This is a genomic window from Streptomyces sp. NPDC048392, assembly GCF_043200575.1.
Lineage (GTDB): Bacteria > Actinomycetota > Actinomycetes > Streptomycetales > Streptomycetaceae > Streptomyces.
This window is the reverse complement of sequence record NZ_JBICYB010000011.1, coordinates 182,758-209,605: the sequence shown is the minus strand read 5'-3', so window position 1 is coordinate 209,605 and position 26,848 is coordinate 182,758. Positions and strand designations below refer to the sequence as shown.

Sequence of the window (26,848 nt, the reverse complement as noted above, 5' to 3'; positions counted from 1 at the left end):
CGCGCGACGGCGCAGCTCAAGCGGATAACGGGAAGGTCGTGCCATGACTCGATCCTTTCATGAAATCGAGTCTCTACTGGAACCGGTGCGGTTCATCCCAGCCTTCCTGCATAGTCCGAACTGGGCGGTGAAAGGGTTCGGTCACCAGTGGTTGGCAACAAAGCGCTGGTCTTGGGCTGGATTTGCCAGGCACCTGTCACGTCAGGACAGAGCAGTCGGCCGGCACGGCGGTGGGATGCGGTCGAGCAGGTCCCACAAGGGGCGGGATCCTGCGGCCCACTCGCCGAGCACGCGGCGGTCGACGAGGTGGATTCGGTACTGCTTACCCCAGGGGATCGCCTTGGAGGAGAAGCGGCCGTTGGTGAGGACGACCGCGACGTCCGCCCCGTGGATCTGGCGTGCAGTGCCGTTGACCTGCTGCAGCACCCCGACACCGACCGCGGCACCACGGTCCCCATCCCGACGGTGCTTGCACTGGATCGCCCAGACGCGACCGGCGGGGTCGACGGCGCGTACATCGCAAGCGTTGTCGCCAGCACCTCCGAGCTGCTCGGCCTTGCAGCCGTCGCGGCGCATCAGGTCCCGTACAGCGAACTCGAACGCGCGGTGATCCAGTGCGTCGAGCTCGGCAATCCGCAGCCGCAAGGCTTGGGCGCGTACGCGAGCCCAAACTGCCCGCTGCTGTGCCTTCTGGTACCAGAGGCCACCGGCAGCCGAGGCGGCCACGGCGACGATGACAAGGACCCACCAGTGCATGAGCAGCCACTGCACGACGGTGACGACCAGGCCGACCGCCACGACCACACCCACGACCAGGGCGACCTGCTCGTCCTGCTTCTTGGAACGACGGACCGGTCGGCGCCGGGCCGAGCGCCGTATCGGGCGGCGGCTCATCGAGTCCCGCCCGGCTGCGCCGAGGCGGAGGAAGCACACAAGTGCGGCGTGCACGTGGCAACGCCTACCGCGGCTGATCCCACATGCCACCGTGTCTGAGCCCACACCGGGACGTCACCCCGAACGTGGTCCGCAAGCTGAACCGCCATGAAGGAATTCCCCCTCTGTCCAAGACCGTTGGTGCATCCCCGCGCCGGTCGTATGACAGCACGCGCCACCGACAGCATGTAAGAAGTCGATCACCGCGAGTGATGGGTTTTCGGTCAGAAGAACCCCGCACCCCATCAGCCGCTCATCGTTCGACCTGCGCGTTTACGGCTCGACCTACCAGCTTCAGCCGTTTCGAGGCTTGGGGCGAGAACGAGCGCTGCCCGCACCTTCTATGCCGCCAGGGTCGAGCGCGTCGCCTCTCCCTCTCCCTCGATGACGCGAGCGATCTCCGGCCATGGAGCACGCAAGGCGCCGAAGAGCGACCAGTAGTCGTAGGCAGCTCGAACCATGGCGCTGACGCCGAGGCGGGTGGCTTCGGGATCGATGGCGCCTAGGACGCGCCGTGTGATTCCGCCGGCCCCCCGAGCTGTTGGGGCGATCCCGTGGCCTAGCAGGAGTGTGGCGGTACGGAGGGCATCCAGCGTCGGTGGTGTCGCCATCTGTGCGAAGCGCCCAAAGATCAGGGGGTGCCAGCTCGCCCTGGTGCGCGCCCAGGCCAGGCGTTCCAGCCCAGTGCCGAGGTCAACGGCTATCCGGTCCGGGTGATCCGTGTTCCACAGGAGGACGATGTCGCCGAGGGTGAGGTCCAGGTGGCGGAAGCGCAGTGTGATGCCTTCGACCTGCCGTCGGCGCCACGGAGTGAGCGTTCCATAAATGCTTAGGTGCCGTGCGTGGAAGCCGAGTTGGGAGAGGACTGTCAGCCAGCCGTCGAGGATGGCGCCGTATTCCTCCAGGCCCCCTATGGGCTGGACTCGGGAGACGTTGACGAAGGAGGTCAGGAAGCCGTCCATCAACTGGCCTTCCGCGTCCCGTTGACCTGTGAAGCGGACGACCGGCTGCGGGATGAATCCGCTTCGATACGTGCGAGGTTGGCCGTCCTTGAGGACCGGGTCCAGGGCCTGGATAGCGGAGATCGTCAGTTCGGTCTCTCTGCCCCACCGGAGAGGGAGGCAGGCGTCACGTGGGGCACCGTCCCCCGCGAAGCCGGCTTCCAGGGAGTCGAGGATCTCCCTCCACGTGGGTGATCTGCGCGGCGGCTGGTAGGGGCTTCCCCGGTGCGGGTGAAGAATCTCGATGTGGGGGCCGTCGGCGGTGAACTCCCAGTGGGGGCCTAACGCGGCGCTCAGTACGCCGGGTATCCGCTGGGCCAGGTCGTCTCCGACGGTGCCGACCGCGCGGGTCAGCACGATCGGGCCGACATCGCTTGGAAGTGGCGCGCCAGGTCGAAGCGCTGCATCCCCATCGCCTGGACACGCTGGTGATCGAGGCTTTCCGCCCGTTCGATCGCGTCGGCAAGCCTTCGTGCCGCCGTCTCGTCCTCCTCCCGCGGGTCGACGACCGCGACCGCGCCCGTCTCTTCGCACAGGGCCGCGTGGGCGCAGGTTCCTTCGCGCCAGGTCAGGGCGGCCATGGGAGTGCCGGCGCGGAGGGATTCACCGAAGACCGCGGCACCGGCTTCCACGTAGGTGCGGGCGTACGTGTAGACGAAGACCGAGGCGTCGGCGATGGCTGCGGTCTTGGCAGGACCGCCGAGTTCCCCGATCCACTTCACGTGGTCGGCGCTGAAGAGCCCTTCGTGGCGCCGCACATACGCCTCGTCGAAGACGGGGCCGACGATCCGAATGCGGCGACCGAGGATCTGGGCCGCCCGCACGGCGATGTGCGGTGCCTTCTCCTCGTCGATCCGGCCGAGCCAGACGAGATCGGTACCCGGGGTGGCCGGCGGCTCCTCCTCGTCGAGGCCGAGATGGACGGCAAGCTCAGGGATCGGCCGGTGGTCCGCGTACCGTTCGATCATCTCGGGCGAGTAGCAGTACAGGCGCGACCGCCTGCCATCGAAGGCGGTTGCGGCGTGCTGGAAGACGGGCGAGTGCTGGAAGGTGGCGACGTCGCAGTCCAGCTCGCTCCAGGTGCGCGTCCACGCGGGAAGCGACGGGTACTCGTGACCAACGACCAGGAGGTCGTACCCCGTGTCGCGCAGCTCGCGTTCAGCGAGCGATCCAGTGGAGATGTCCTCCAGGCGGACCGGCTTACGGACCCAGTCGTGCTCCAGTTCCGTGAGCCAGCCCGGCCCGAGGAGGTGTACGTCGGCGCCTGCGGCACGGGCGCCTTCGGCGACCGCCCACAGCCATCGTTCGATCCCGCCGTACCCGGCGGCTGGAAAGGCGTAGCTACCAGGGAAGTCGCAGACGCCGACGAGCACGTTATGCCTCCGGTGTTCCGTCCGCCGAGATACGGCGGAAGCCGAGATAGGGGAAGAGTGATTCGGGCAGGACGATCGAGCCGTCCTGCTGCTGGCACTGCTCAAGGAGCGCGGCCAGGGTGCGGCCGACAGGCAGACCGGAGCCGTTGAGGGTGGCGACGAGCTTGGGCTTGCCGTCCTCGCCACGGGTCCGGATGTTCGCCCGGCGGGCCTGGAAGGTTCCGAAGTTGGAGACCGAGGAGATCTCGCGGTACGTGTTCTGGCTCGGGATCCATACCTCGAGGTCGTACGTGAGCTGGGCGGAGAAGCCGGTGTCGCCGGCGGGCAGCTTGATGACCCGGTAGGCGAGGCCGAGCTCCTTGAGGCACGCCTCGGCGTGGCCGACCATCTCCTCCAGTTCGGCGTCTGCCGTCTCCGGGTCGACGATCTTGACCATCTCGACCTTGGCGAACTGGTGCTGGCGGATGAGACCGCGGGTGTCGCGGCCGTACGAGCCGGCCTCGGACCGGAAGCACGGAGTGTGCGCCGTGAACGCGAGCGGCAGCTCGGCGGGCGGGATGATCTCGTCGGCGTAGAGGTTGGTCAGCGGGACCTCGGCCGTCGGGATGAGGAAGAGCTCGCGGTCGGCGACACCGGTCTTGAACAGGTCCTCCTCGAACTTCGGGAGCTGGCCGGTGCCGGTCATGGTCTTGCGGGTGACCAGGTAGGGGACCGCGTACTCGGTGTACCCGTGTCGGCGGGTGTGGATGTCGAGGAAGAGTGTGGCCAGGGCCCGCTCCAGAGCGGCGCCGGCGTCGCGGGAGACCGCGAAGCGCGGGCCGGACAGCTTCGTCGCGCGGCCGAAGTCGAGGATGCCCGTGGCCTCTCCGAGATCGACATGGTCCTTCGGCTCGTAGGGGAACGCGGGGGGCGTACCGACGCGCCGGATCTCAATGGCGAACTCCTCGGAGTCGCCATCAGGGGCCGAGTCGTCCGGCAGGTTCGGGATGCTCAGGAGCAGATCACGGAGCTGGGCCTCGATCTCTTCCTGCCCCGCTTCGATGTCGCGGACCTGCTCCTTGATCTCGCGGGCGCGCTCCTTCAGCTTGCTGATGTCGCCGCCCTGCTTGGCCGTCTGCTGAACCTCACTCGCCACCCGCTTGGACTCGGCCCGCAGCTCATCGGCCGAGCGGATGTTCTGGTTGCGACGAGACTGGAGGGACTCCAGCTCGGACAGGTCCAGGGAGTAACCGCGACGAGCGAGCCGACGAACCGCTTCGGCACCCATTTCAATCAGGGCGCGGGCATCATGCATGAGGAAGATCCTTCTGATCCGGCGAGTGGTGGGATACGGGATCGACGGTAGCAACCGAGGCCCCTTCGCCGATCCGCATTACCTCCCTGTCACCGTCGCCGACGGCGCGATCGAGAACGCCAGTTTCAAGATCGTTCATCAGGGCCCCGATGAATTCCGGCAGCTCGTCATCGGGGATGGCGACGGGATCGATGTACGGGGCTTCCGGGAAGAACAGGGGCATGGCCCCGCGAGAAGTCCGGTCGCGGTGCCACAGGAGCACGGAGACCAGCAGGCCGTGGGCCACGATGACGCGGGGGCCGGGATGCTCCAGGGCCGCGAGCACCCCGGAGAGCATCCTGCGGATGCCCTCGCGCTGCGACTCACTCCCGCCGGGCGGGCGCTCGTCGGCGCCGTGCCCATCGAGTCAGACGGCGTACTCCAGGAACGGATTTCCCTCGAATTCCCCGTAGTCGAGTTCGTTCAGCCGAGGATCGGTGATCAGTTCCGGCCCGGGGACTCCCATCAGGAGGTTGGCGGTCTGCTGAGCACGGGGGAATTCGCTGGCCAGCCACGTCTTCACGCTGTGGAGGGGCACGCTGCTCCATCCCCTGTTCAGCGACCGGCGGCCTTCCTCGCTCAGGCGGATGGGCTTGGTCGGATCGCCGTTGACGAGATAGCGCCGGCTGTAGTTCGTCTGTCCGTGGCGGAGGACGTAGGTCGTCATGATCGGTTCCTTGGGGTCGGCGCCGACAGCCATGCGAGGACGTCGGCCATCCTCGGCGCGCGCGGATCACCGGTGTCGAGGTAGAAAAGCAGGCCGTCCAGGGCCAGGGCCCTGCACCATGGCGCCAGGACGGGCACGGGGATGCGTGAGATCCGGGCGGCTGTGGCCAAGCGAGCGTCCGTGCCGTGTCCGAGGTCGTAGTACACGGTCCAGAAGGCCCAGTCGAAGGCCGCGTCGCCCACCATCGGGAGCGGGTCGATCAGGCGCGGGTGGCCCAGCCAGTCGAAGAGGACGTTCTCGCGGTAGAGATCCGCGTGCAGGACCGTCGCCCGACCGCCGTCCTCCTCCAGGGCCACCAGAGCCGGGACGGCCGAGTTGACGAGCCCCTGCCACGGGCCGGCATCGACCGATTCCAGACGGCGGCGCACCCTCGGACGAACCTCCTGATACAGGTACGAGGTCAAGGAAGGAAGCTCACGCGGTCGGCGCTGGCGCCGGCCGATGGTGTGGAGGCCCTGGAGAGCGGCGGCCACGGTCTGCAGCTCCCGAGGCGGCCGCTCGCAGCCACCCGGGCGGCCCCCAACCATCTCCAGGGCCGCCGCGACCAGGTCGTCCGCCGCCTCGACGACCCCTGTCGTCGGCCCGCCCGCCCACAGACGTAAAGCGGTGACTTCGTTGCGGAACCGGGTGGGATCGGCCCACGCCTTGAGAAGCAGCGGACGACCTTCGAGGGTTCCGGCCGTGACGACCACGGAGGCGTGCCCGGCGTCGTGGTAAGCCCCGAGCGTGAGTTTCCAGCGCTCGGCAACCTCCTCCAGCAAGGTGGGCACAGCATCGAGCCACCCGGAGACCTCAGGGCCATAGTGAGTGATCAGCCTGCGCCGACATTCCGGGGAGACCTCTCCGAGCGTCCGCTTCTTCATCAGCTCAGCACGATCCCGTCGGAGACCAGCTCGTCGGTGAGCGCCGGGAACTCGCCCAGCGCCTCCGCCACCAGCGCCTGCACCTTGTCCACCTCGGCGTCGGGGGACGACAGACGGACGAGGACACGCCACGGCTGGTCGAGGCGCTGCCCGGTCGTGCTCACCAGATGGACCTCGGCGTGCCCTCCCGTCGCCTCGTGGAGCCGCTGGGCGAGCCGGCGGGCAGCGATGTTGTAGAGCTTGCCCACGTGGTAGACGGGGTTCTTGCCGTTGGCGCCCTCCAGGTTCATCGGCCGCAGGGGCGTGATGAGGCCGTTGACGCGGTTGCCTCGGCCGACGACGCCCTCGTCGCCGGACTCGATGGAGCTACCGGTGTAGGTGAGGTACAGCTCGTCCTTCTCCGGCACGTCGCGCGCGTTGAGCCGGAAACTCGCCTCGGCGCCGGGCAGGTGGAGGCCGGCGAGCCGGTAGCACTCGGCCAGGACGCTCTCGGTGTTCTGGACGTACTCCGCACGGCTCGCGACGTGCCGCGACTTCTGCGGCACACAGAGCACGACATCCGCCCGCTCCCCGTCCCAGTAGCCCATGAGCTTCACGTCCGACCCACACCAGGCGTGGGAGAGGGTGAAGTCGCTCTCCCCGGAGAAGTGGTCGACCAGATCCCGCGCGAAGGACTCGAAGACGTTCTCCGGCGCCCAGCCCGTGCCCAGCGACGTGTCGTTGGAGAGCCGCACCCGCCGCTCCCGCAGGTCGTCGATCGACCGCGGGTTGAACCATCGCGTCCGGTCGGGCACCTCGTCGCCCGTGAGGACGGCACCGGGGCTGGAGTTGCTGGTGATGTTGAAGGTGATGTCGAGGTGGTCGGAGACCTCGGGGAGCCGGCGAGCGAAGAACGCCTGTACCTCGGCCTCCACGATGTCCTCGACGGGGATCCGCTCACCGCCGCACATGGGCGCTGCGCGGCCGTTGACGAGCACCCGGACCGGGGCGGTCATGCGGCCGGCGCCGTAGCGGACCTCACTCGCTCCGCCCAGCAGGGCGAGCTTGTCGAAGTTGTGGTGCAGCACCGCGCCGAAGTGCTGGACGGTGTAGGCGCTGTACGCGCGGGACAGTCGCTCGGCCAACTGATCGGCGAGGGTGTCCGGATGGCCGAGGCCCTTGCGCTCCACGATGGTCGTGGCATCCGGGGCGGACCCGCCCGTCTCGATGACGAGGTGGCTGTTGTCGATGGTCGTGCTCGTGCGAAGCATCACGAACTCCCGTTCAGGGTGGACAGAAGGGGATGAGCGCAGGCGCAGAACGCCTGGACGAGCGGTAAGTGCCGTGGGTGGTGACGAGGCCGATGTCCTCGGTCCGTGGGTGCCATCTTCCTGGCCCTTCAGGTCCTATTCGAGGGCTCTGACAGGTCATCAAGAGGACCTCTACAGGGCTTTGTTGGGCTCCTGTGGATGATTTTGCGCCGCGGCGGGGACATCGCATGTCACTCTCTGACGAGAACTCGTCCCCGGAGGAGATCCATGTCCCGTCCCGCAGGCAACACCCGACTCAAGTCCGCCCGCCTGGCGGCCGGATACAACTCACAGCAGGCTCTGGCCGACGCCATCACCAAGACGGCACCCAAGCTGGGCATCAGGGGGCTCGCTGTTGGCGTGCGTCAGATCCGACGCTGGGAGTCCGCCACACCGCCCTGGCCTCAGCCTGACGTCCACCGAGTTCTGACCCACCTCCTGGGCCAGAGCATGGAGGACTTGGGATTCACCCCACCCTGGGGAAATGAGAGCCGCCACGCGGGCTCGACGGTCCGCAACACCCCGCATGCGCCTCTGAAGGGAGCGCGGCTAGCCAACGTCCCCGCGCAGGCCGGCCCCGCAACGCAGCCAGTCACAGTGGGCAAGGACTTCGAGGCCGTCACTCGTTCTCACCGGCACCTCTACTGGTCCGTAGCGCCCGCCGTACTGCACCCCGCGGTGCTCGAGCACGCCCGTCTGGGATGCGCTCTCCTGCCGGAGACGGCGAACCCTGCCCGCCAGACCCTGGCCGGCGCCCTTGCCGAGTCCTATCTACTGGCCGGGCGCATCGAGTTCTTCGACCTACGCCAGCCCGACCAAGCCTCGGAAACCCTCTTGCGTGCCCTGCAAGCGGCGGGCGAAGCCGACGACCCCCTCCTTGGATCGGCCATCCTCGCGCACATGGCGTTTATCCCCGGCTGGACCGATGACCGGGAAGCGGCGATCGAGCGCATGATGGCCGCCCGCACCTACGCTCGACGCGGAGACGCCTCCGCGGAGCTCTGGGCATGGCTGGATGCAGTCGAGGCGGAATGCGAGACCCGATGCGGCGACCCTCGCGCCGCGCTCCGCCTGATCGGACACGCCGAGGACGCCCTTTCCTCGGGCTCCGAGCACCCCGCCCCTGAGTGGCTGGACTGGTTCAGCCCCGTGCGCCTGTCCGCGTTCAAAGGGAACACGCAGCTGAAGGCCGGCCATCTGCCACAAGCCCGCCAGACTCTTCAGGAGGTTCTCGACGACCTGCCGCCCGAGTCGGACAAGCAGCGCACGGTCGTCCTCGGCGATCTCGCCGCAGTCGAAGCCGCGGACGGCCACCCGGAAGCGGCATGCCGGTACGCCGTGCAAGCCCTCGACCAGCTCGCCATCACCTGGTACGCCACGGGCATGGAGCGCATCCGCGAGGTCCGACGCACGCTCGCCCCATGGCAGAACGAGCAGTGCGTCCGAGACCTCGACGATCGTCTCTACGACTGGGGAACGACTGTCAGCGCTCTCCAGCGTTGAACTTGGCGATCTTCTCAGGCAGCTCCGCGAGCGAGTCGATGCGCATCGTGGTAATCGAGTCCGCATCCGGGTCACGCTGCTGAATCGTGCCCCAGGGCCCACGCCGAATCAGAGCTGTCAGAAGCCCGGCCTGCACGGCCGGACGGATGTCGTTGTCGAGTCGGTCCCCGACGTACAGGATCTCGCCCGGCTCGGCAGGGGTCGCCTCGATGACGTGCTCGAAGAACTTCACGTCCGGCTTCGACGCGCCCCAGTCGTCACTGGTGGCGATCAGGTCGGACGGAAGGTCCAGCCCGCGAAGTAGGCCGCCCGCACGGACGGTCTGGTTCCCGGCGATGCCCACCCACAGGCCGGCCTCTCGCAGCGCGGCCAGCGTGGGGCGCACATCGGAGTAGAGGTCGTCCTCGCCGAACCATTCCGGCTTCCCGGCCGCCGCACGCTTCTCGCGCTCTTCGGTCAGGTCGAACCCCGGCCGGAACTCCTGGAAGGTCTCGCGGTAGTCGCGCCCCTGCGCGATGACCGCCCCGAACATCGCCGCGAAGGTATGCCGCGGCACCTCCAGCCAGTCCGCCCAGGTCCCGTACTCCCGGGTCTCGTCGACAAGACACTCACCCACGTCGAACACCACCGCACGAATCATGCTCCGCAGGTTAGACGGTGCAGCACCTGGAGTAGACAGCCCTGTCGGACCGCGGCTGAATATCCACCCCGTCCCTGACCTGATCAGGTCATATCGCCCGCGGTGTCCGTGGTATGGCTCACCATGGGCGGACGTGCTGTGATCAACGTGGGGGAAGAACCATGATCGTCGAAGAGCCACGTTCAGGGCTGCCCATCGAGTTCCTGCGTGCCATCGCCGCGCAGTCCGGGCCGGATTCACCGCCCGTCGGCATGGCGGTCGCCCGAGCACACGAGCTACCTGAGGGAAGCGCGCGCGACGACCTCCTGCTCGCGCTTCTTCTTGGGGCGCTCAGTGCCTCCGCTCCTGAATGGATGCTCAGCGCCGCGATCGACAGTGACCTTCGACAGGAGGCCGCCTCCTACGCGAGCTATTCGATGCATCTGTCCGCCGCGGCGCTCGGCCATCCTTCATGCCCGGACGAACTGCGCGCGGAGACGCTGCGCCGCTGCTCCGTAGCCCAACTCGGCGCACTCGGCCGACGGGACCGCGGGGCGACACTGACGGCGGCGGTTGTCACCGAGCTGCGCCGGCGTGGACCGCACGGCCAGCCGATGACGCCGGCGCTCCTTGAAGATCCCGGCACGGCACAAGTCATCCTCCGTGAGCCGACGCTCGACGACTCGGTCTTCGCCGCCGCTCTTGGCCTGCTGCCAGTACTTCCCTCCTCCCCACGGCTGGACGAGGGGGACGGCGATGTCATTGCCCGATTCGACGCGTACATGGCCACCTTGGACGCGGGCAGCTCGATGTGGGAGGCGATCACGCGAGTCCATATCGACCGTCATCGTCAGTTGGTCGAGTGGGCGCAGGGCACGCGAGCGAGCCACTACATCCGGAAGCACTTGCTCGGCACCATCCCTTGGGATGTCGAGGGCTCCCTCCTCGAAGAGATCGCCGTTCGCGACCTTGCGGACTTCCCTCGCGCCTCCCTGATCACGCGCATCAGTCGGCTACTCCGTGATGGCGCCTCGGAGGCGGATGTGCGCTCGCGGTTTGCCGGTGAGTTCGCATCCCTGTCCCCGAAGGAGCGCCGCCACGTCGAGGAGTTCTTCGACGAGTCCCCTGAAGTCCGCTCCGCGGGGCTGCGTGCCGCAGTCCTTTGGGTGGAGTCCAGGGCCGACACCTCCTGGCGCCACATCCTCACCCCGTCCGACGCCAAGGACCGATTCGGCCGCGCGCACACCTGGCGCGCGCCGCAGGAACTGCTGGTGACGCTCGGAGAGCGTTTCGCGGCAGTAGCCGAAGAGGCTCTGGATCTCTGGGAAACCGACCCTGGCCCCGGCCGACGGACTCCCCGCGATTTGCGATGGCTGCATTCCATGCTCCTTCACCTCCCTCAGGTGACGAACGAGGTGAAGGACAAGGCTCGTGCTGTCCTACGGCATGCGAGACCACAGCCTCGTCGAAGCTGGGAGGTCACTGACCTCGCCACAGATCAGCACGATCGCGAGTTTGCCGATCTTCGCACCGCCATCGACCGGATCCTCGGGGACCCGACCACAGCTGCCCGCAGTTCGGCGCTCGGCGATCCACAGCAGGTCACCGTACGAGATCTGGCAACCGCTTCCGACGAAGTGCTGGACGACTATCTCTCCCGCCACGCCGGAATCGATGAGCTCGTCGAGAAGGCGCTGCTGTCGTTCGTCAGTCGCGACAGCTACCGGCCGAAGCTCGGTTTCTCCGACGTGCTGGGACGGCACTCTTCACCACAGGAGGCGCTGCTCCAGGTCACCGCTGGCCTGCGTAAGCGCCTCGGGGGCGGCCCTCACCTCCGCGAGGCATGGGTTCGGCAAGTGCTCAGACTCCCCGAGTGCGATACGAAACTCATCTGCGCGCTGCCCGCTTGGGCCGCATTGACCGTCGGTGGTCCCGAACACGGCACGGCTCACGCCGCGGTGGCGTCAGTCGTCACCGCCGCGCTCGGCGAAGACGAGGAAGCCTGGGCGCGCTTCGCCACCAGCCCTGCCTCCTACTCCGGGCCGACTGCCTGGCTGCGCCTGGGCGACATCCTCACCGCCGCGAAGGAGGGCAGCGCGTGGCCGAAGCCTCCGAGCGGCCGGTGATCCAGCCAGCCCCCGAGTGCGCGACGACAACACGGCGGCCATGGCTCAAAACACCAGAGCAGCGGTCTAACCCAGGAGGGCGTGTCGGCTCCTGGCTCGCATTCTGGCCGACAGCGGGTCCGGCTCCCCCAGAAGGCGCAGTCGGAAGTTCACGTCGTGGATTTGCTCGGCAGGCGGAGGCGGGAACATCGCCATTCTGCTTGTAGGCGCTCGGCGGGACCGGTACGACGGTCACCATGTACCGATGGTCGCCGCTCAACGATCGACAGCTGGCCTTGCTCACCCGCATCGGAGAGGGAACGGATCCCGTCACCTCGGCGAGCCCGGAACTTGCCCACACCGCCCGTGCACTCAAGGGCCGGGGCCTCATCACCATGCCCAGGCATGGTGGGAAGTGGCGGGCGGAGATCACCGACGACGGTCGCTTCTACCTGGAACACGGCCACCACCCGGACCGGCCCGAGCCAGCTCCGCGCAAGCAACGATCGGCAACCGCCGAGCCGACACCGGAGGCTGCGGCACCTCCCCGTCGGCGGGCGACGCCCCCGCCCGAGGCGAAGCCAGCGCCGGCACGCCCGGCGAAGCCGCCACGGCAGTCGCCGGCGGAAATCGGCGCGGCTTTGATCGCGGAGGTGCAGAAGGCCGGTCGGTTCCTTCGGATCCCGGACCCGAGCAACGAGGAGCGGGCCCGCTATCGCCGGGCGTTCGACGCCGCGCGGCAGTGTGCACCGGAGGGCTACCACCTGAAGTACAGCGGGCGGGCGAAGGGAGACTTCTTCCTCGGCCTGCTCCGGGTGACGGGCGAGGACGACACCGAGTGGAACCGGATCCGCCTGGCACGCAGCCGTGTGATCACCGACGTCGAGGACGTGATCGCGGCGGTCACCGCGGACCACAGTGCCTTCGAGATCTCGGACGAGGTGCTCCCACGGACACTCTCCCTCCTTCGGCTCCTCGCCGAGCAGGCACTCGCACGGCACGGCGATATCGCGGTGCCGAAGAAGCGCAGGCAGCCGCGGCCACTGCTCACGGTCCACGGCAGGACGTACGAGATCAGCTTCAAGGAACGGCAGAAGCAGGTCCGATACGTGCCCAAGCAGCCGGGCCGGCGGACGTACGAATGGCAGCGGGTCACCCCGGCCCACCGGCTCGAACCGTCCGGCGAGCTGGAGCTGCAGGTGGCCCAGCAATCGGGGTACAGCTACGGCTACCGCTACGGCTGGACGAAGGAATGGTCCGACACCGCCAAGAAGCCATTGGAGGACCAGATCGACGCCGTCCTCCGAGCGCTGAAGGCCCGCGCGGAGGAAGAGGAGCAGGCCCGGCTGGCGCGGGAGGCGGAACAACAGCGTCAGCGTGAGGAGCGGGAGCGGCAGGAGGAGGAACGCCGCCTGCGAGAGGCCCAGGAAGAAGAGGAGCACCGCCGGCGGAAGGCGGAGAAGAAGGAGCGCACGCGGCGAGAATGGGAAGCGGCGGTCAGCATCGCGACGATCAAGGCAGTGGACGCCGTACGGGTCGACCGGTTCGGCACCGCCCTGGCGCAGTGGCGGGCCGCAGGGGAGATGCGGGCCCTCTGCGCCGCGCTCGACGAGGCCGCCTCCGCCTCGGACGACGCCCACGAAGCCGAGCGGCTTCGCGAGTGGTCAGCGTGGGGGAAGGCGGAGGCTGACCGGCTCGACCCGACCGTGGCTGGCAGGAGCCTGACCGGCCACAGCCTCCACGCGGAGCCCACGGGCGACCAGCTGCGGCCGTTCCTCGACGGATGGCATCCGCAGCGGCCGGAGAAAGAGAAGCCTCCGAAGCAGGAAGAACCCAAGGCGGAGGCCGAGCCGCCCAAGCCGGAGCCGGAGCGATGGCGCGGCTTCACCGACGAACCTCTGGATCAAGGCTGGAGATATGGATCCCGAGGTCGCGCTCAATGGTGGAGGCGATGACGCCGTGCCCGCGGTCGCGTAGGGCCTTCACCGATTTCTCCACGAGCTTCCCGAGCCGGACGACCTCCTCGCGCAGGGCGACCAGCTCGTCGTAACGCTCGGCCTTGTCCTGACCACACCACTCACGGACGGTCCGCAGGACGGCCGCTTCCGTGTCCAGCTTGCGGTCGTCCCGGCGGCTGTAGGAGTACCAGGAGGACTGCGTGCGCTCCTGATCGATGGCCTGCTGCCTGCGGTCCACCTCCGGAAGGATGTCCTCGGCATGACGGCCAGCCACGAGGCGTGCGATGCGCTCGGTGACCGGCCATCCTGCCAGACACCTGCGGTAGCGGTTCTCGTAGACCATCGGATCGCCTCGCAGCTCCGCAGGATCCATGCCGACAAGGGGAGCGCTGCCGTCGAGACTGCCCATCTCCAGGATCCCTGCGTCCGCGACACTGCGCCGCAGCCGCAGCTTGCTCTTCGGGCGGACGAACCCGAGGATCAGCCGTGCAGCCTCGAAGTCGGCACTCCCCCGCACATGCCGCGACGCCTCGGCCAGAGCGAGCTCGCTCGCGTCGTCCGCGCGGAACGCCTCGACGTCCTCCCAGCGCGCCACGAGGGAAGTCGCGTCGACCCACTCCTGCAGTCCGGCGTCGTCACCGTCGAGGAACCGGACGTGGAGCCAATCAGCCCGGCCGCGACCGCCTACGCGTACGACCTCGACCCGCCGCACCGGGCCGCCCAGCTCCTTCGGCCTCGCTCGGTAGGCCCAGTGCTCACCCATCTCCATGGGTCCATTGAGCCAGGTCTGTTGATCCCGTCGCCCCGTGATTGCGAAACCAGCTGATGGAACTGAGCACTCGCTGAGGTTCCTTCAGAGGCGATGGCCCACGCCCATTGCCTCGGGGATAGAGCGAACTGCTCCATCCCCTCACCAGTTCACGGCGTCGCTGCTCTACACGGTTGTTGCTGCTTCTTCGCCTTCGTCCCCACTTCCTGGCTCCGCATAAGCCACCTCGCGCCGGTACTGCGGGTGGTCGAGGTCCATTTGCCGTGCCGCATGCAGCGGCACCGGGTAACGGGAGCGGTCCGACCAGAAGAGGGTCTGGTGGCACAGGCGTGCGGTCATGGCCGACAGCGCCTCACGTGCCTCGTCGGAGGGTCCCCCGATGGGGAGGATCTCGGTGGCGGTCATGGCGTAGAAATTCTGCGGCATCTCGCCTTTGCGGCGCTTCGACCGGTCCTCTGACTGCACAGATTTCTCCGCTTCCCACCGGGTGCGCTTGGAGCCCAGTCGGCCGGCGCCGCTGCCGTCGTAGGCGCGAGGCACGTTGCACAGCAGCCACACCGGGGTTCCGAAGTCCGTAGCGACTTCGAAGAGCAGCGTCGAGGTGTCCTTCTCGACCGGCTCGGCACCTTCCTTCTTGCCCAGGTGGGTGACGCTGACGGGCTGTGGCACCTCCTCGTCTTCCGTGTTGAGACGGATGACGGCCAGCGGGGCGTCCTGGCCGAGCCGTGCCCCAGGGAGCTGGTATCGGCTGCTCTTACCATCAGTTCCTGCCTGCCCGAGATGTTCACCGAGGCGTACGTTCTGCAGGCCGTCCCACATGCGTCGCGCAGATTGTGCATCCACTGTGACCGTGTAGGGCACGCCGTCCAGTTCGTCGGCAAGGTCGCCCAGGGCGCGTTCCACCATGTCGGCAGCGCCGTCCCACTTCTGCCGATAGCTCGTAATCTCTGCGGAGGGTTCGGGATATGGGTGGGTGTGGAAGGCGTTCTGAGCCGAACGGTACGGTCGCCATACCGGGGCCGTGGAGCTCCAGCCGAGCAGGGACCATGCTCCCTGCGAGGACTGTGGTGGGACCAGCGCGGTGGCCGTAACGACGATCTTCGGCTCGCCCTTCTCGCCGTAGCGCCGATTCTGCTGTCGCACATGCACGCCGACATGCGCCAGCCGGTCGACCGGGAACGAACTCTTGCTCTGAAGGGCGTTAGAGATCCGCTCGTCGATGACACCGAGCGAGCGATACAGGTCGAGGAGCGCCATCTGTGCCGCGTGGTCCTCGCCGTTCGGCTCGATGACGCCTTCCTTCCCGCGGCCCTTCAGGTACTGCGACGGGACGTCGAGGCGGGCCATGACGGCCTTCGTCTGCGGCTTGGCGTCCAGATCGTCCAGGTCGCGAGCGTCGATACCAGGGAAGTCGTCGGCGTGCGGAATTTCGGTCTCACACCATGCGCCGACCAGGACTCCGTCGCGAGACCTGAGTGAGGCACCAACGGCCCCCAGTGCTTCTGCCCGGTCCCGCCCGCGACCTGGTCGCAGGAAGTCCGGCACGTAGTGGAAAGCGGCGGTGATGCGTCCCTGGTAGAGGTCGAGCTCGACGCCTTCCTGGGTGTCCAGGCCGGCGGGGCTGAGTCCGAACGCGTGGCAGAACGTCTGCAGCATGCGCTGCCGGGTCTCATCCCGGTACCAGAGGCAAGCGATGCGGAGCTTCTTGAAGCCGGCCTCGTCGACGGAGGCACAGAGCGACTCTGCTGACGGAAAGAGGCTGCCCCGTGAGAGCAGCGGCTCCTTGCTGCCGGTCCGCTCGCGCTCCTCCTTCCGGCGCTTGTACTCCTGGGCCGAGACCTTCTCAGGGTCGGTGGGGCGTCGCGGCAGGGTCATCGTGGACTGGCGCATGGATAGGCGCTGGGCATCATCGCCGAAGGCCGCGTCTGCGTGGGCGCGTAGGAGCCGCAGGTGGTGCATGCCGACGCCGGTTCCGATGGGGTGTTGGTAGTTCTTCGCTGGGATGGGCCAGATCTGGCCGGGGTGTTCGCGGGGGAACTGGAGCCTCTCTTTGAAGGCCCTGGCCCGTTCGCGAAGTTTCTGCTCCTGCTGGGAACGCTTCGCGATGGACTGCAGAATCGAGTAGTCCATCTCCAACCGGCCGAGTGCTTCCAGGGTCTGCCGCGGGATCGTCTTCATTCCACCCCGCCCGTTGAGCTTGACCTCCAGGACGGGGCGGCCCTCACCGGGCTGGACGGCAAGTGCCGTGGAGCTGAAGATCAGCGAGGACGAAATACGGGAGACGCGCGCATCCAGGAGCAACACAGGGTGTTGCACGTTCGGCAGCGTCTTCAGCCGCACCGCCGTGCGGCACACGGCGTAGCGACCGCCGCCCTCGTTCTCCCAAGGGTCGTCCAACGCAATCAGGCCGCCGGTCGTGTCGGGACGCAGCATGATCTCTCGACCGTTGGAGAGCTGGAAGGGAACGGCTGCGAGACGCTCCACCAGCCCCCAACCCACGCTCTTGTAAAGCCAGTTCGGGGCCCCCGGCTGTTCTCCGTCCGCCCCTGCCAGGTGCTCCTTCAGCGCGAGTTCCCGCTCGGGAGTCCGCGCGATGCGCCGTGCGAGCTCGGGTGGTTGCTGCAGGTCGATCGTCTCGACCGGCTGGCCGAGGGCGAGGCCGTGGGTCAGGGCGAAGGCTTTGGACAGGAGATTGCTGTCGATCGGCTGTCGGGACACCAGGAACGGCGCCGGACCGTAGGGCTCGAAGTACACGTACCCGCCGGTGATCACTTGGAGCACGGTCGTGGCGATGCTGTATGGCGCCTGGGCCTCTTCCTTGCCGAAGCGCTTCCTGCACTGGTTGGTGAAGGTGCCCCACAGCTTGGCCGTCTCCGTGTCCAGCCGGCGCAGGTGAACCGTCGCGTCCCCCACCAGAGCAGGAGTGCAGCGGTAGGCCAGTGCGTGCAGGTACTTGCCCGGCTCGAGGCTCTGGTCGTTCACTCTTCTCTTCTCTTTTCAGTGGGTGAGGTTCGGTTCGATGCCCGCGTAGGAGAGGAAGGCGTTCAGGGCTTCCCCGTACAGGTCGTTCATCTGCCGCTTCACCGCTGGCGGCCACTGCTCGTGGATGCGGCGCAGCACGGTTTCCAGGTCGGAGCTCCAGGTGTCCTCGTGAAAGGCGTAGTCGACCAGGTGCAGGACGGCCTCGGTGCCGCCCCGGCGTGCCCGTCCGGCCAGCTGGATCAGGTCGACGACGACACCCGCGACGACCTCCTCCTGGAGCGACTTCGGCATGGAGGTGAACTGGGGTGTCGCGCGCAGGATCAGTTCGAGCCGCTGCCACGCGACGGCGCGTGCTTCCTTCAGCGCGTCGTCGGGGTCGGCGGCGCCGCCCTCTGGGAGTGCGTGCAGCCCGGCAGCATTGACGCTGGCGTACATCTCCGCGGGTTCGGCGAACAATGCCAAAGGTCGGACGCAGAGGTAGACCGAGCGCACGGCGGAGCGGATACCGACGACGATGTTCAGACCGCGGGCGATGAGGGCCAGGGGGACGACCAGGACGTTGCCGTGCGCGGGGAAGTCCTCGAACTGCTCGGCCGTGAGGCGAGTGGCGATGTTCTCCCGAGGCAGGTCGGGGTCAGGGTTGTGCCGGTCGCCGTCCCGCACGGCCACACAGAGCCCTTCCCGGTAGGTGCCGGCCTGAGCGATGCCTCGGGCTAGCCAGGCACACTGCTGGTAGGAGTTGGCCACGACCAGGACGTGCGCGCGGTCCTTGTCCTTGGCACGCTGCCGCTCCAGCTCCCGGTGGATGTACTGGTCGTACAGCTCCGTGCCGAGCTCGATCAAGGCGCCCTTCTTGCGGCTGGGGTGCTGGCCCGAAATCTTGATCGGCTCGCCGTACATGGGGTGTCCCTCGCCGTACTCGATCCGGTGGCGCCGAGCGCGGATCGAACGGGCCTGGGCATCGGTCATCCACCAGCGCACGGGCGCGTGGACGTGCTCGCGCACCGCCTGGGGAAAGTACGCCGTGGCGGACAACCCCATGACGGGACGCTCGACCCCGGCCAGGCACAGTGAGACGACGCCGCCCAGTTCGGCGGTGAAGGTGTGCGGGTCGCCCGCGATGCTCTGCGCGACGAGTTCGGCCTCGCTCTCCCGCTTGTCCAGGCCGGTTACCCGACATCCCGTGATCGAGCGCCCCAACAGGCCGAGCGGGAGGACGGCCGAGACGGCGCTCGGACTGAGCGTCTCCGCGATCCGCTGCGCGGAGCGAAGCCCGGAGGGGCGGTAATGCTGCACGCAGGCGCGCAGTTCGGAGATTGCTTCGTCCAACTCGGTCATGGTCGCCCGAGTGACGAGCAAGTTGACCGCCTGGGCACGCTGATGCGGGTCCTTCACCCGTGACTCCAGCAGGCGGTGCAGGTCGAGCTTCACGGCGTCGAGCAGCTGCTGGCCTCGCGGAGCCACCAAAGCCTCCAGAGCGCGGCGCACCTCATCCCATCCCACCTCCGTCGGATCGGTCTCCGTGGCGCGTGGCTGCAGGTAGCGGGCGGGCATGAGGTCCTGGAGACGCCGAGCAAGGTCGGCTGGAAGATCCGCCTCCCCGGAGGTGGCCAGGTCCGGCCAGAGCAGACGGATCAGCTGCCGGTCACGGCCGCGGGCCAGGTGCCAGCGCAGCCCGGTACGGTCCGGCACGCGGTTCCCCGCGCGCTCATCGTCCCTGATGTCCAGGCGCAGCGCGTTGCTGCATACGGCGAGCAGCAGGAACTCTGCCATCAGCCGTACCTGGCCGACCGATGGAAGCAGGTTGGCCTCGGCCGAGATCGGCAGCCGCTTCGCATCCGTGTCCATCTCCTGCGGAGCCGCCGTCCAGTGCCTCCGCGAGTGAAGGACGACCTCGCCGGCACATTGGTCCACTGCCCTCGACTGGAACTGGTCGACTTCGTCAACAAGGACTGCATGACAGGTGCGCAGCGCGAATTCGGCAACGCTCACCCCCTGGACGGGACGCCCGTCCAGGTTCACGCCGATGCGCAGGTTGCCCTTGAGGAAGGCGAAGTGGTTCGTCACAACCACGTGGGCCGAGCAGGCTTCGTACACGGGTGCGAACTTGCCGCAGGTGGGAATCCAGGGGCAGGCGGACGCGCCCAATTCCTGCCGGTACAGGGACAGGCAGGGCTCGCGCCCAGGCGGGTAGTCGGCGTTGGACTCAAGCAGTGGTTGCTGGGCGCACCCGTAGGAGAGCGGGTCCACGTCCCGTTCGCCGTTCTCGCCCCACTCTCCCGGTGTCTGCGGGTCCTCGTCGATGAGCCGGGCCAGCTTGTGCGCACGGTCGTGCATGCCCGATGACGACATCAGGTGCGCGCAGCCGGTCTCGTGCTTGATGACGTCGAGATCCTGCAGGACGCGCAGATCGGACTGGATCCTGCGGGTGATGGCCAGGCACGCCTTGATGTCGGGCAGCACGATGGCCACCCGGTGGCCCTGCTGGGCGAACCATGCGGCCAGGACGCGCACCAAGACGCTCTTGCCCGTCCCGGTCGGCGCGTGGAAGATCTCCAGTCCCCCAGCCGTCATGCGCAACGCTTCCTGCGGGCTGATGGAGTCGGAGGTCTGCAGGACGGAGAACAGACCCTTGAGGACCGCATGGAGGTAGCGCTTCTCCTCCGGCTCACCGCTCTCGATCTGCGCGGCCAGTTCGAGCAGATCGTCCGTAGGAATACGGGGGTCGTCCAGTGGGGACGCGGTGTCGACATGGGGCAGCCGGTCATGGCCGAATGCCTCGGTGAAGCCGGGATAGGTGGGGATCGTCAGCTGGCCATGCACCTGGCCGACGCCCTGCACGCTGATCTCCCCCGTTTTCCAGAATCCGGGGCCGACGAACTCAGGGGGCTTCGGTCGCGCACTGGGCCGCCGGTACCGGGCGATCTGTCGGTCGACGTAGGCCAGCAGGTCACCGCCGACCCGCGGAATGGCTGCCTCGGCGGTGAGCGGGTCTCCGCCCGCCGGTTCGAAGGTGAGCAGCTTCTGGGGCTCACCAGGGTCCTCGTCACCGAGATCCGTGAGTAGTGCCCGGGCGGCGGGCGTGAAGTTCCGGAGGTCGCCGAACTTGCCGGGGGCGTTGCTGTACACATCGACGATGCGTCGGCGTTCTTCGCTCGTCAGCTCCGGCCACCGGTCCCAGGCCCGGAATTGCCCGGACAGCAGGAAGGCCGCCTTCCGGAAGGGGGCAGCGGGTGCATCGCTGTCCTCAGACGTCTCGGGGAAGTAGTGGGCGGCCAGTGCGAGGGAGGCGCACAGCGCCGTCTGTTCCACGGAAGGCTCGCTCACGTCCAGGCCACCCCCGAACGCTCGCAGACCATCGCGCCAAACTCGGACGCCGTGGCTACGTTCAGCCCGTACTTCTTCCCCACTCCGGACAGCAGGTGCACCTGAGTAGCGCGGTGGTCTGGAATGACCAGCCACTCCGCTCCCCCGCTGTCGCCTTCCTGCGCGTGGATCAGCTGCGCAAGCGCGGTGCCCGAGGTGTAGTCCTTCACGTCGACGCGCAGTTGCTCCTTCTTCCTCGTCCGCTTACGCCCGACGTGCACGCACAGGTCGTAGGCGTCCAGGGCGGGCCAGAGATCCACTTTGAGGCCGCGTTCGACGAGCCGGTCCCGCAGTGCCAGCTCCGGCAGCCCGGGGATGCAGGTGTACCGCCACACGCCCCGTACCAGGGCCTTGTGTCCTTCCACGGGTTTCGCCTCCGGGATGTACTCAAGGTCGGGCCATAGGACCGCTTCCCGCTCGTCTGGGCGTGGCGGAGGTGGCTCCGGCAGCAGTTCGGGCGGCACGATCCCCTCGACTGGGCGGAAGCGGTATGTGGCGCCCATCTCCTGGTGCGGCGTGTGCCAGCAGGCGATCACACCGACCTGCTGCCCCGCCTCGCGGCGCAGTGCGACGCGCATCGGCCACTTGCATACAGGGCACGCGAACCACCAGCCCCGATACCTGGAGGCATAGGGGATGCCCTCGTACAGATCTGCGACCAGCGGGGGCAGCCTCAGCTCACTCAGCTCACTCACCGGGCCGGCCGGGTAGCGGATCAGATCGCTACGTCCGCTCTCGTAGACCTTCTGGCTACCCGCCTTGCACAGCTGAGCGAAGGCCGATTCCTGCGCAACCTCGTCGTCCAAGTCCTGCCCACCCAGCAGGCCAGCGCCCCGGCCGCGTTTCTGCAGGACGCGGAGCACCAGGCGCTGCTCTGCGGCGATATCGAAAGCGTCCTCCGTAACGTGCCCGTCCGCATCGACCGCGCGCAGTTCGTCGACATCCCACCCAGGGACACCTTCGGGTAGGAGCCGGGAGGGATCGCCGCGCACCTGCCGCCGGAAGTCCGCGAAGGACAGCTCACGGCCGGGACCACGCGCCGCTAGCAGCGCCCCGTGGCACTCCATCAAGACCCCGAGACGGGCGGAAGGCGTCACGCCAGGGGCCGTTATCGCGTTGGCGGCACGCAGCACCGAGCGGGCAACCAGAGACTTCACCCACAGCTCATCGACCGGCCGAACATCATTGTTCGTCGCGTTCGTCATGAGCCCAGAGGGTAAGAGACGCCACTGACAATTCGCCTGGCCTCGTGTGGAAAAGATGAATTATGAGGGTTCGGCAGCGAAAGGCGTGATGCCTGTGGTATTAACTCGTGGATACCGATGCCGGTACTCCTCCAGGTACTCAGCCGCGTGTCGTAGGCCGATCGGGGTCAGCTTCCACCGGTACCCGACGACATGGCTGCCGTCAGCCGCGAGTACGGGAACCTCGTCGATGAATCCCCGGCTCGGCCGGCCTCCGGACCTGTCCTTGTAGCCGACGCCCAGGTAGAACGGAGCCCTCCCAGACAGCGCGTCACGCTCCAGCCCGTCCGGGCCTGCCCCAGCCACCCGGGCCATGACGCCCCACAGCCACTCGGACAACAGCGGCATGTCCGGCTGCTGCTCCGCGGGCTCGCCTAGTCCGGCGCGCGCGGCGGCCCTGCCTCGCCTCGTCAGCTCTACTCGAACGCGAGTCACCTCGCCAGCTACCGGATGCTGCACCACGTCAGCACTGGTCATCAGCAGTCCTCGGCGTTCCAAGGCATGCACTGTCGCACCGACTCCGGGGTCGTGAACTCCACTACGTCGCAAACGTTCCTGGAGCCGCGTATAGCCCACGAGGTGCGCTGGTGCACGAAGAGCCAGAGGAAGCTTGCGCCACTCCGCAGGGCGTGGCGCGGGCAGATGATGCGTCCGGCGCATCCACACCTCTGTCTCCGTCATGCGCTCGTCCCGTAAGACCTCACCGAGGTAGACCCGCTGCCGCTCGTTCAAAGACTCCCAGGCAGCATCGGCGGAGCCGCTCGCCCCCTCCTGAGCCCGCCTCCTCGGGCGCACCGGAGCCAGCTCGTCAGGGCGGGTACGCATCCAGGCATCCACGACCATGCGCACGGGCACACCATAGATTTTGGCCAACGCGGCAGGGAGCCGTCCCACCACGTCACCGTCGCCCCAATTCCGGCCGAGCACGGGTCGCCCCTGCTCCAAGGCAGAGAGCCTCGGAGCCGACAGATAGAGGTCACGCCCGACGGCCGTCCGGCGTAGTAGCTCCACCACCTGGTCGAGCGTCAGGCCAGCACCGAACCGCAGGTCGACGAGCCGTTCGTCTCCACGGCGGACCCCAGTGAGCTCCTCCGCATCGCAGCGCAGCGCCGCAGCCATCTTCTGCAACCGCTGCGGGGTCGGCGTGTGGCGTCCGTTCTCGTAGAAGAACACCATGCGCGTAGACACCCCGATCCGCCGCGCAAGTTCCGCCTTCGACAGCCCGGCCTGCTCCCGCAGCGCCACAAGGCGACCGGGGGCTATCACGCGTACGGGCAATGGCATGCCTCAATAGAACTGCAATGAAGACTTCATGGCAATGCACTCTTACCAGGCCGACGGCACACAAATGTTCTGGACGGTCATGGAGGTCCGCCAACTGCTCGGCGGCAGGATGCCGCGAGGGCACCACGCATCTGGAGGACTCCGATCACTCCAGCGAGATCGCCCGGGTCGCGTCCGTGGCATCCCTGCAGTTCAAGCTGAGCAGAGCCAGCCTGCCACCAGGCTCAGTGCAGCGCTTAGTGGTCTCAGTTCTGGTCTCATTCACCACCGTCCAGGCCCGTCCGGACGAGTCCACCCCGAACACTCCGCCACAGGTCAGGACAGGTACGGCCCCCGCCGGACCCCCATACGAACAGTTGGAAAGCGTGTTGGGGGCAACCCCTCACGAGTTCGAATCTCGTATCCTCCGCAGCCGCCTGACCAGGCGAAACGAAGAGCCGGGCCGTGATCGCGGTCCGGCTCTTCGGCGTGCTTTGGTTGCAGTTTTGGTTGCATTTATGTCTGGCATTACGGTCATTTCCCTCGGCCCGTTGGCCCGCTGACCGGGTCGTCGGCGGTCGGGGCTGGGATTGCTGGAGCTGTCGGATGGTTGGTTGGTGCGGTTGCCGCGGATCGCGACCGGAAGCCGGTATGCCGTCTACGGGCGGCTGGACGTCGCCCCGCTCGACGGGGATCCGCGTGAGCGCGAGGTGCGCCGGTCCCCCCAGGGACTCCTCGTCACGGTGGGGGAGTCGCCGCCCAGCGCAGTTACCGTCGATGTCGGCCTGATCCAGGACCCCGACACCGGTCATGAGCGCTGGGCCGTGGTGGAGGTCAACACGCCCTGGTTCTCTCACAGTTACGCGGCCCTGGCCGACACCGTGTTGGACGTCGTTCTGCGCGCAGCAGGTCCTCGTGGCCAGGTTTCCCCTGCCGATGCGCCGTTCCTCCGCGCGTCGGCAGCCTCGGTGCACATATAGGGTTACGTTTTATAGATACGTACTTCTACATCTACCCGAGCGCGAAGCCGTGAGCGGTGCGGCCCGGGGCGCCTACGGCCTGTCCGACAGGTCCCAGGGTTCGTAGTCCCGGGCCAGGGCCGTCCAGTCGACCTCCCGCAGGGCGGGGGCCGTGTCGCACGTGTCGGGGACGCGGGGCGTGGACTGGAACCAGACGACGGTCAGGCCGGAGCGGTAGCTGACCGGGTCGTTGGCCGGGGTCAGGGGCGTGGAGGAGAAACGGCCCACGCAGGCCACACGCGGGAGCGTCTCCACAGGGCCGAGGGCGCCCGCGTACTGGTCCGGGTACTCGCGTGGGGGCGGGAGCAGGTGCACCGGCGTGGTGGGGGACATTCGCGCGGCGGTGTGCAGGAGTGCCTTGATGCGGAGGTCGTTGACGGGGGGGCACGGGTAGCCCTCCGCCATGCCGCCGTAGGTCGGCGTGAGCCGCAGTTCGGCCAGGTCGACGCTGCGGCCGGAGGCCAGGAGGACCCGGGTCAGTGACATGGTCGGAGCTTTGGGGCGGTCGTGCCGGCAGTCGTGCATCGGGGGCTTTCGGTCGCGTGCGGAGTGGGGCGGGAGCCGAGTGGGGGCCCGGGTCGAGTGGGGCGCCGGGTCGGGTGGGCGGAGGCGCGCAGGCTTCGGTCAGGGGCCGTGGCCCGTCCTGCGGGCCGCCGACGCGATGGTCGCGCGGGCCTCGCGGTCGGTCAGGCCGGTCGCACGTGCGGCGTCCAGCAAGGGGTCCAGCAGGTCCGGGCCGATGCCGTTCTCGTAGGCGCGGCAGGCCGCCCAGAAGAGGCGGGTGTTGCGCTGGCCCTCGTGCGCGGCGAGGACGAACTGGACGAGGCCCCGGCCGCCCGCGACGGCCCCGCCACCGGCACGCCGGACGGGCGGCGGGAGCAGCAGACGCAGGAGTGCGGGTGGGCAGGGCGCGGGGACCAGGTGGGACGTGCCGGGGGCGGTGGCGTAGGCCCCGTGGCGGGTGCGGGAGCCGGGGCCGACCAGGTAGCCGCCGGCGCCCCGGATGTCGATGCCGGGGGCGAGGCGGCCGGCCGAGTTGGGGACGACGTGGTCGGGCGGGCCGGTGAGCCAGAGGTGGCGGCCTCCGCTGGGGGTCAGGACGACGACGGTGGGCGGGATCGTGAACAGGTGGCGCAGGGCCAGTTCGCGCAGGGCGGCCGAGGCGTCCGTCTCCGACTTGGTGTCCAGGTCGACGCCGATCAGGTGGTGCGGCGGCAGGCCGCAGGCGATGCCGTAGCCCGTGGCCCAGGGGGCGGCGGCGAAGAGGGCGCGGATGCGGGCCGGGTCGGTGGACGCGTCGTGGACACCGTGCCCGAAGCGGCCGCACTCGCCGTGGCAGGTGAACGGGTCCGGCGTCGGGGCGTCGCGGTGGGGGGAGCGCAGGGCCGGAAGCTTCGTCCGGGCGAGCGGGATGACGGCCAGTCCGCGTTCCGCGGCTGACAGGGCGTGTGCGAGGGCCAGCGTCGTGGCCCGCCGGTCGGTGGTGGCCATGGGGCTATGTTCGTACGTATGTTCGACAAAGGGAAGAGTGGAGGGGTGACACGCCGGGGAGGGCGGGAGTGAGCAGGAAAAGTGGCGGAACGCTTCACCTCTTGCGGGACTTGGGATGGAGCTGCTCGTACTGTCCCGGGCTGGGATGTAAGGGAGTCAAAGGGGTTTATCGACTTGTCCTCACGCTTGAGGGCGAATCAGTGCTTCCGGGGTGGTTCGCCGGGGATTCGGTGGGCAATTCTGATCACGCGACGTCGTGCACAAAGTCAAGGCGGTCGGCCAACTGCCCTGACACAAAACCGAGTTCACGTACTTCTCGCGTTGTCGGCTGAAAGCCGGTGCGCACTTGTTCTGGAGGAACAACATGGCAAGCATCCGTACCGCCCGTGTCGTCGCCGCCGTCGTCGCCCTTCCGCTCGCAGCCGCTCTCCTCGGCGGGGTGGCGACGGCGGACAACGGCGCCTTCGCGGACGACGGATCGAGCGCGACCGCCGCCAGTGCCAATGCCGGCATCCTCGGCAGCGGCGTCGGCGGGAACAACAACGGCAACTCGTCCACCACGCAGCAGCAGGCGGTCGGCTCGGGGGCCTCGAACCAGAGCAACACCGCGCAGGTCGACGGCTCCGCGTTCACGGCGATCAATCAGGGCAACGAGAACGTGGCCGTCAGCTTCTCCCCGCTGTGGTGGTGAGTTGAGGGACCGGCGCGCGTACGCTGCCGTGCCGGTCCCCCGGTTCCTTGTGCGGGTGTGCTTCATGGGGTCGCAGTGCGTCCGGGCGGCGGTGCTTCGGTGCCGTCGCCCGGACGTCCTCGTGCGCGGGTGTGTCCGGCGGACCCGTAGGGCACGCTCGGCCCCCGCGTCTCCGGTGGGGCCTCGTGCGTGCTCGCGTGGATCGGTGTGCTTCCTCCGGTCCTCGTGCGTATCCGCGTGGGTCGGTGTGCTCCTGCCGGCCCTCGTGCGTATCCGCGTGGGTCGGCGTGCTCCTGCCGGTGCCCGTCCGTCTCCAGGG

21 protein-coding genes are annotated in these 26,848 nt (G+C 68.2%); 5 read left to right on the top strand and 16 right to left on the bottom strand.

Going from position 1 to position 26,848, the window contains the following annotated elements; genetic code table 11:
- Positions 1-201: 201 nt before the first annotated feature.
- The 8 genes from ACGFYH_RS17910 to ACGFYH_RS17875 form a co-directional block, all read right to left on the bottom strand.
- On the bottom strand, positions 202-894 hold the full coding sequence (locus ACGFYH_RS17910; RefSeq protein ID WP_393804081.1) for a restriction endonuclease: 693 nt from the start codon (positions 892-894) through the stop codon (positions 202-204).
- 380 nt (positions 895-1,274) lie between these two features.
- Positions 1,275-2,291, bottom strand: a complete 1,017-nt coding sequence (locus tag ACGFYH_RS17905) for a hypothetical protein (protein WP_393804073.1) — start codon at positions 2,289-2,291, stop codon at positions 1,275-1,277.
- A complete protein-coding gene (locus ACGFYH_RS17900) occupies positions 2,285-3,307 on the bottom strand; it encodes a glycosyltransferase (RefSeq protein ID WP_393804072.1) in 1,023 nt (340 codons plus the stop codon). The genes ACGFYH_RS17905 and ACGFYH_RS17900 overlap by 7 nt, the downstream gene beginning before the upstream one ends.
- A 1-nt stretch (position 3,308) precedes the next feature.
- Positions 3,309-4,601 (bottom strand): serine--tRNA ligase, encoded by a 1,293-nt coding sequence (gene serS, locus ACGFYH_RS17895; protein ID WP_393804071.1) that lies wholly within the window; start codon positions 4,599-4,601, stop codon positions 3,309-3,311.
- The gene (locus ACGFYH_RS17890) at positions 4,594-4,926 is read right to left on the bottom strand and encodes a hypothetical protein (protein ID WP_393804070.1); all 333 of its coding nucleotides are present in this window, start codon (positions 4,924-4,926) and stop codon (positions 4,594-4,596) included. The genes serS and ACGFYH_RS17890 overlap by 8 nt, the downstream gene beginning before the upstream one ends.
- 81 nt (positions 4,927-5,007) lie before the next feature.
- Complete coding sequence (locus tag ACGFYH_RS17885; protein ID WP_393804069.1) at positions 5,008-5,307, bottom strand: histidine phosphatase family protein; 300 nt, start codon at positions 5,305-5,307, stop codon at positions 5,008-5,010.
- Positions 5,304-6,137 (bottom strand): aminoglycoside phosphotransferase family protein, encoded by an 834-nt coding sequence (locus ACGFYH_RS17880; RefSeq protein WP_393804068.1) that lies wholly within the window; start codon positions 6,135-6,137, stop codon positions 5,304-5,306. Before ACGFYH_RS17880 ends, ACGFYH_RS17885 begins: the two co-directional genes overlap by 4 nt.
- Before the next feature lie 92 nt (positions 6,138-6,229).
- Positions 6,230-7,480 carry a methionine adenosyltransferase gene (locus tag ACGFYH_RS17875; RefSeq protein WP_393804067.1) on the bottom strand — a complete coding sequence of 417 codons (1,251 nt, stop codon included), beginning with the start codon at positions 7,478-7,480 and terminating at the stop codon, positions 6,230-6,232.
- 267 nt (positions 7,481-7,747) lie between these two features.
- Here ACGFYH_RS17875 and ACGFYH_RS17870 point away from each other — a divergent pair, with 267 nt between their 5' ends.
- Positions 7,748-9,022 carry a transcriptional regulator gene (locus ACGFYH_RS17870; protein WP_393804066.1) on the top strand — a complete coding sequence of 425 codons (1,275 nt, stop codon included), beginning with the start codon at positions 7,748-7,750 and terminating at the stop codon, positions 9,020-9,022.
- On the opposite strand, the gene ACGFYH_RS17865 is transcribed toward ACGFYH_RS17870, so the two are convergent.
- The gene (locus tag ACGFYH_RS17865; protein WP_393804065.1) at positions 9,003-9,662 is read right to left on the bottom strand and encodes an HAD family hydrolase; all 660 of its coding nucleotides are present in this window, start codon (positions 9,660-9,662) and stop codon (positions 9,003-9,005) included. The two genes, ACGFYH_RS17870 and ACGFYH_RS17865, sit on opposite strands and share 20 nt — an antisense overlap.
- A gap of 161 nt (positions 9,663-9,823) precedes the next feature.
- On the opposite strand from ACGFYH_RS17865, the gene ACGFYH_RS17860 reads away from it, so the two are divergent.
- Together ACGFYH_RS17860 and ACGFYH_RS17855 are read left to right on the top strand one after the other, a co-directional pair.
- On the top strand, positions 9,824-11,767 hold the full coding sequence (locus tag ACGFYH_RS17860; protein ID WP_393804064.1) for a hypothetical protein: 1,944 nt from the start codon (positions 9,824-9,826) through the stop codon (positions 11,765-11,767).
- Between the two features lie 632 nt (positions 11,768-12,399).
- Positions 12,400-13,701, top strand: coding sequence for a hypothetical protein (locus ACGFYH_RS17855; protein WP_393804063.1), 1,302 nt, complete (start codon positions 12,400-12,402; stop codon positions 13,699-13,701).
- Here ACGFYH_RS17855 and ACGFYH_RS17850 read toward each other — a convergent pair.
- The 5 genes from ACGFYH_RS17850 to ACGFYH_RS17830 form a co-directional block, all read right to left on the bottom strand.
- On the bottom strand, positions 13,631-14,473 hold the full coding sequence (locus ACGFYH_RS17850) for a PE-PGRS family protein (protein WP_393804062.1): 843 nt from the start codon (positions 14,471-14,473) through the stop codon (positions 13,631-13,633). The genes ACGFYH_RS17855 and ACGFYH_RS17850 overlap by 71 nt on opposite strands.
- Before the next feature lie 165 nt (positions 14,474-14,638).
- Positions 14,639-17,455 carry an RNaseH domain-containing protein gene (locus tag ACGFYH_RS17845; protein WP_393804061.1) on the bottom strand — a complete coding sequence of 939 codons (2,817 nt, stop codon included), beginning with the start codon at positions 17,453-17,455 and terminating at the stop codon, positions 14,639-14,641.
- 15 nt (positions 17,456-17,470) lie between these two features.
- Positions 17,471-20,782 carry a hypothetical protein gene (locus ACGFYH_RS17840; RefSeq protein ID WP_393804060.1) on the bottom strand — a complete coding sequence of 1,104 codons (3,312 nt, stop codon included), beginning with the start codon at positions 20,780-20,782 and terminating at the stop codon, positions 17,471-17,473.
- Positions 20,779-22,026 (bottom strand): hypothetical protein, encoded by a 1,248-nt coding sequence (locus tag ACGFYH_RS17835; RefSeq protein ID WP_393804059.1) that lies wholly within the window; start codon positions 22,024-22,026, stop codon positions 20,779-20,781. The genes ACGFYH_RS17840 and ACGFYH_RS17835 overlap by 4 nt, the downstream gene beginning before the upstream one ends.
- A gap of 60 nt (positions 22,027-22,086) precedes the next feature.
- The gene (locus tag ACGFYH_RS17830) at positions 22,087-23,349 is read right to left on the bottom strand and encodes a helix-turn-helix domain-containing protein (protein ID WP_393804058.1); all 1,263 of its coding nucleotides are present in this window, start codon (positions 23,347-23,349) and stop codon (positions 22,087-22,089) included.
- Positions 23,350-23,918: 569 nt separating this feature from the next.
- Between ACGFYH_RS17830 and ACGFYH_RS17825 the strand changes: the two genes are divergently transcribed.
- On the top strand, positions 23,919-24,308 hold the full coding sequence (locus tag ACGFYH_RS17825) for a hypothetical protein (RefSeq protein WP_393804057.1): 390 nt from the start codon (positions 23,919-23,921) through the stop codon (positions 24,306-24,308).
- Positions 24,309-24,380: 72 nt separating this feature from the next.
- Here the strand turns inward: ACGFYH_RS17825 and ACGFYH_RS17820 are convergent, their stop codons facing one another.
- The gene (locus ACGFYH_RS17820) at positions 24,381-24,833 is read right to left on the bottom strand and encodes a hypothetical protein (RefSeq protein WP_393804056.1); all 453 of its coding nucleotides are present in this window, start codon (positions 24,831-24,833) and stop codon (positions 24,381-24,383) included.
- A 138-nt stretch (positions 24,834-24,971) separates the two neighbouring features.
- Positions 24,972-25,838 (bottom strand): bifunctional DNA primase/polymerase, encoded by an 867-nt coding sequence (locus ACGFYH_RS17815; RefSeq protein WP_393804055.1) that lies wholly within the window; start codon positions 25,836-25,838, stop codon positions 24,972-24,974.
- Positions 25,839-26,202: 364 nt separating this feature from the next.
- Between ACGFYH_RS17815 and ACGFYH_RS17810 the strand changes: the two genes are divergently transcribed.
- A complete protein-coding gene (locus ACGFYH_RS17810) occupies positions 26,203-26,529 on the top strand; it encodes a hypothetical protein (protein WP_393804054.1) in 327 nt (108 codons plus the stop codon).
- The last annotated feature ends 319 nt before the right edge of the window (positions 26,530-26,848 follow it).

Coding starts and splice junctions, on each gene's coding strand:
- ACGFYH_RS17830 (WP_393804058.1), bottom strand. CDS start 23,349: ATGCCATTGCCCGTACGCGTGATAGCCCCCGGTCGCCTTGTGGCGCTG.
- ACGFYH_RS17885 (WP_393804069.1), bottom strand. CDS start 5,307: ATGACGACCTACGTCCTCCGCCACGGACAGACGAACTACAGCCGGCGC.
- ACGFYH_RS17835 (WP_393804059.1), bottom strand. CDS start 22,026: ATGACGAACGCGACGAACAATGATGTTCGGCCGGTCGATGAGCTGTGG.
- serS (WP_393804071.1), bottom strand. CDS start 4,601: ATGCATGATGCCCGCGCCCTGATTGAAATGGGTGCCGAAGCGGTTCGT.
- ACGFYH_RS17815 (WP_393804055.1), bottom strand. CDS start 25,838: ATGGCCACCACCGACCGGCGGGCCACGACGCTGGCCCTCGCACACGCC.
- ACGFYH_RS17910 (WP_393804081.1), bottom strand. CDS start 894: ATGAGCCGCCGCCCGATACGGCGCTCGGCCCGGCGCCGACCGGTCCGT.
- ACGFYH_RS17820 (WP_393804056.1), bottom strand. CDS start 24,833: ATGTCACTGACCCGGGTCCTCCTGGCCTCCGGCCGCAGCGTCGACCTG.
- ACGFYH_RS17850 (WP_393804062.1), bottom strand. CDS start 14,473: ATGGAGATGGGTGAGCACTGGGCCTACCGAGCGAGGCCGAAGGAGCTG.
- ACGFYH_RS17875 (WP_393804067.1), bottom strand. CDS start 7,480: ATGCTTCGCACGAGCACGACCATCGACAACAGCCACCTCGTCATCGAG.
- ACGFYH_RS17810 (WP_393804054.1), top strand. CDS start 26,203: ATGGCAAGCATCCGTACCGCCCGTGTCGTCGCCGCCGTCGTCGCCCTT.
- ACGFYH_RS17860 (WP_393804064.1), top strand. CDS start 9,824: ATGATCGTCGAAGAGCCACGTTCAGGGCTGCCCATCGAGTTCCTGCGT.
- ACGFYH_RS17865 (WP_393804065.1), bottom strand. CDS start 9,662: ATGATTCGTGCGGTGGTGTTCGACGTGGGTGAGTGTCTTGTCGACGAG.
- ACGFYH_RS17870 (WP_393804066.1), top strand. CDS start 7,748: ATGTCCCGTCCCGCAGGCAACACCCGACTCAAGTCCGCCCGCCTGGCG.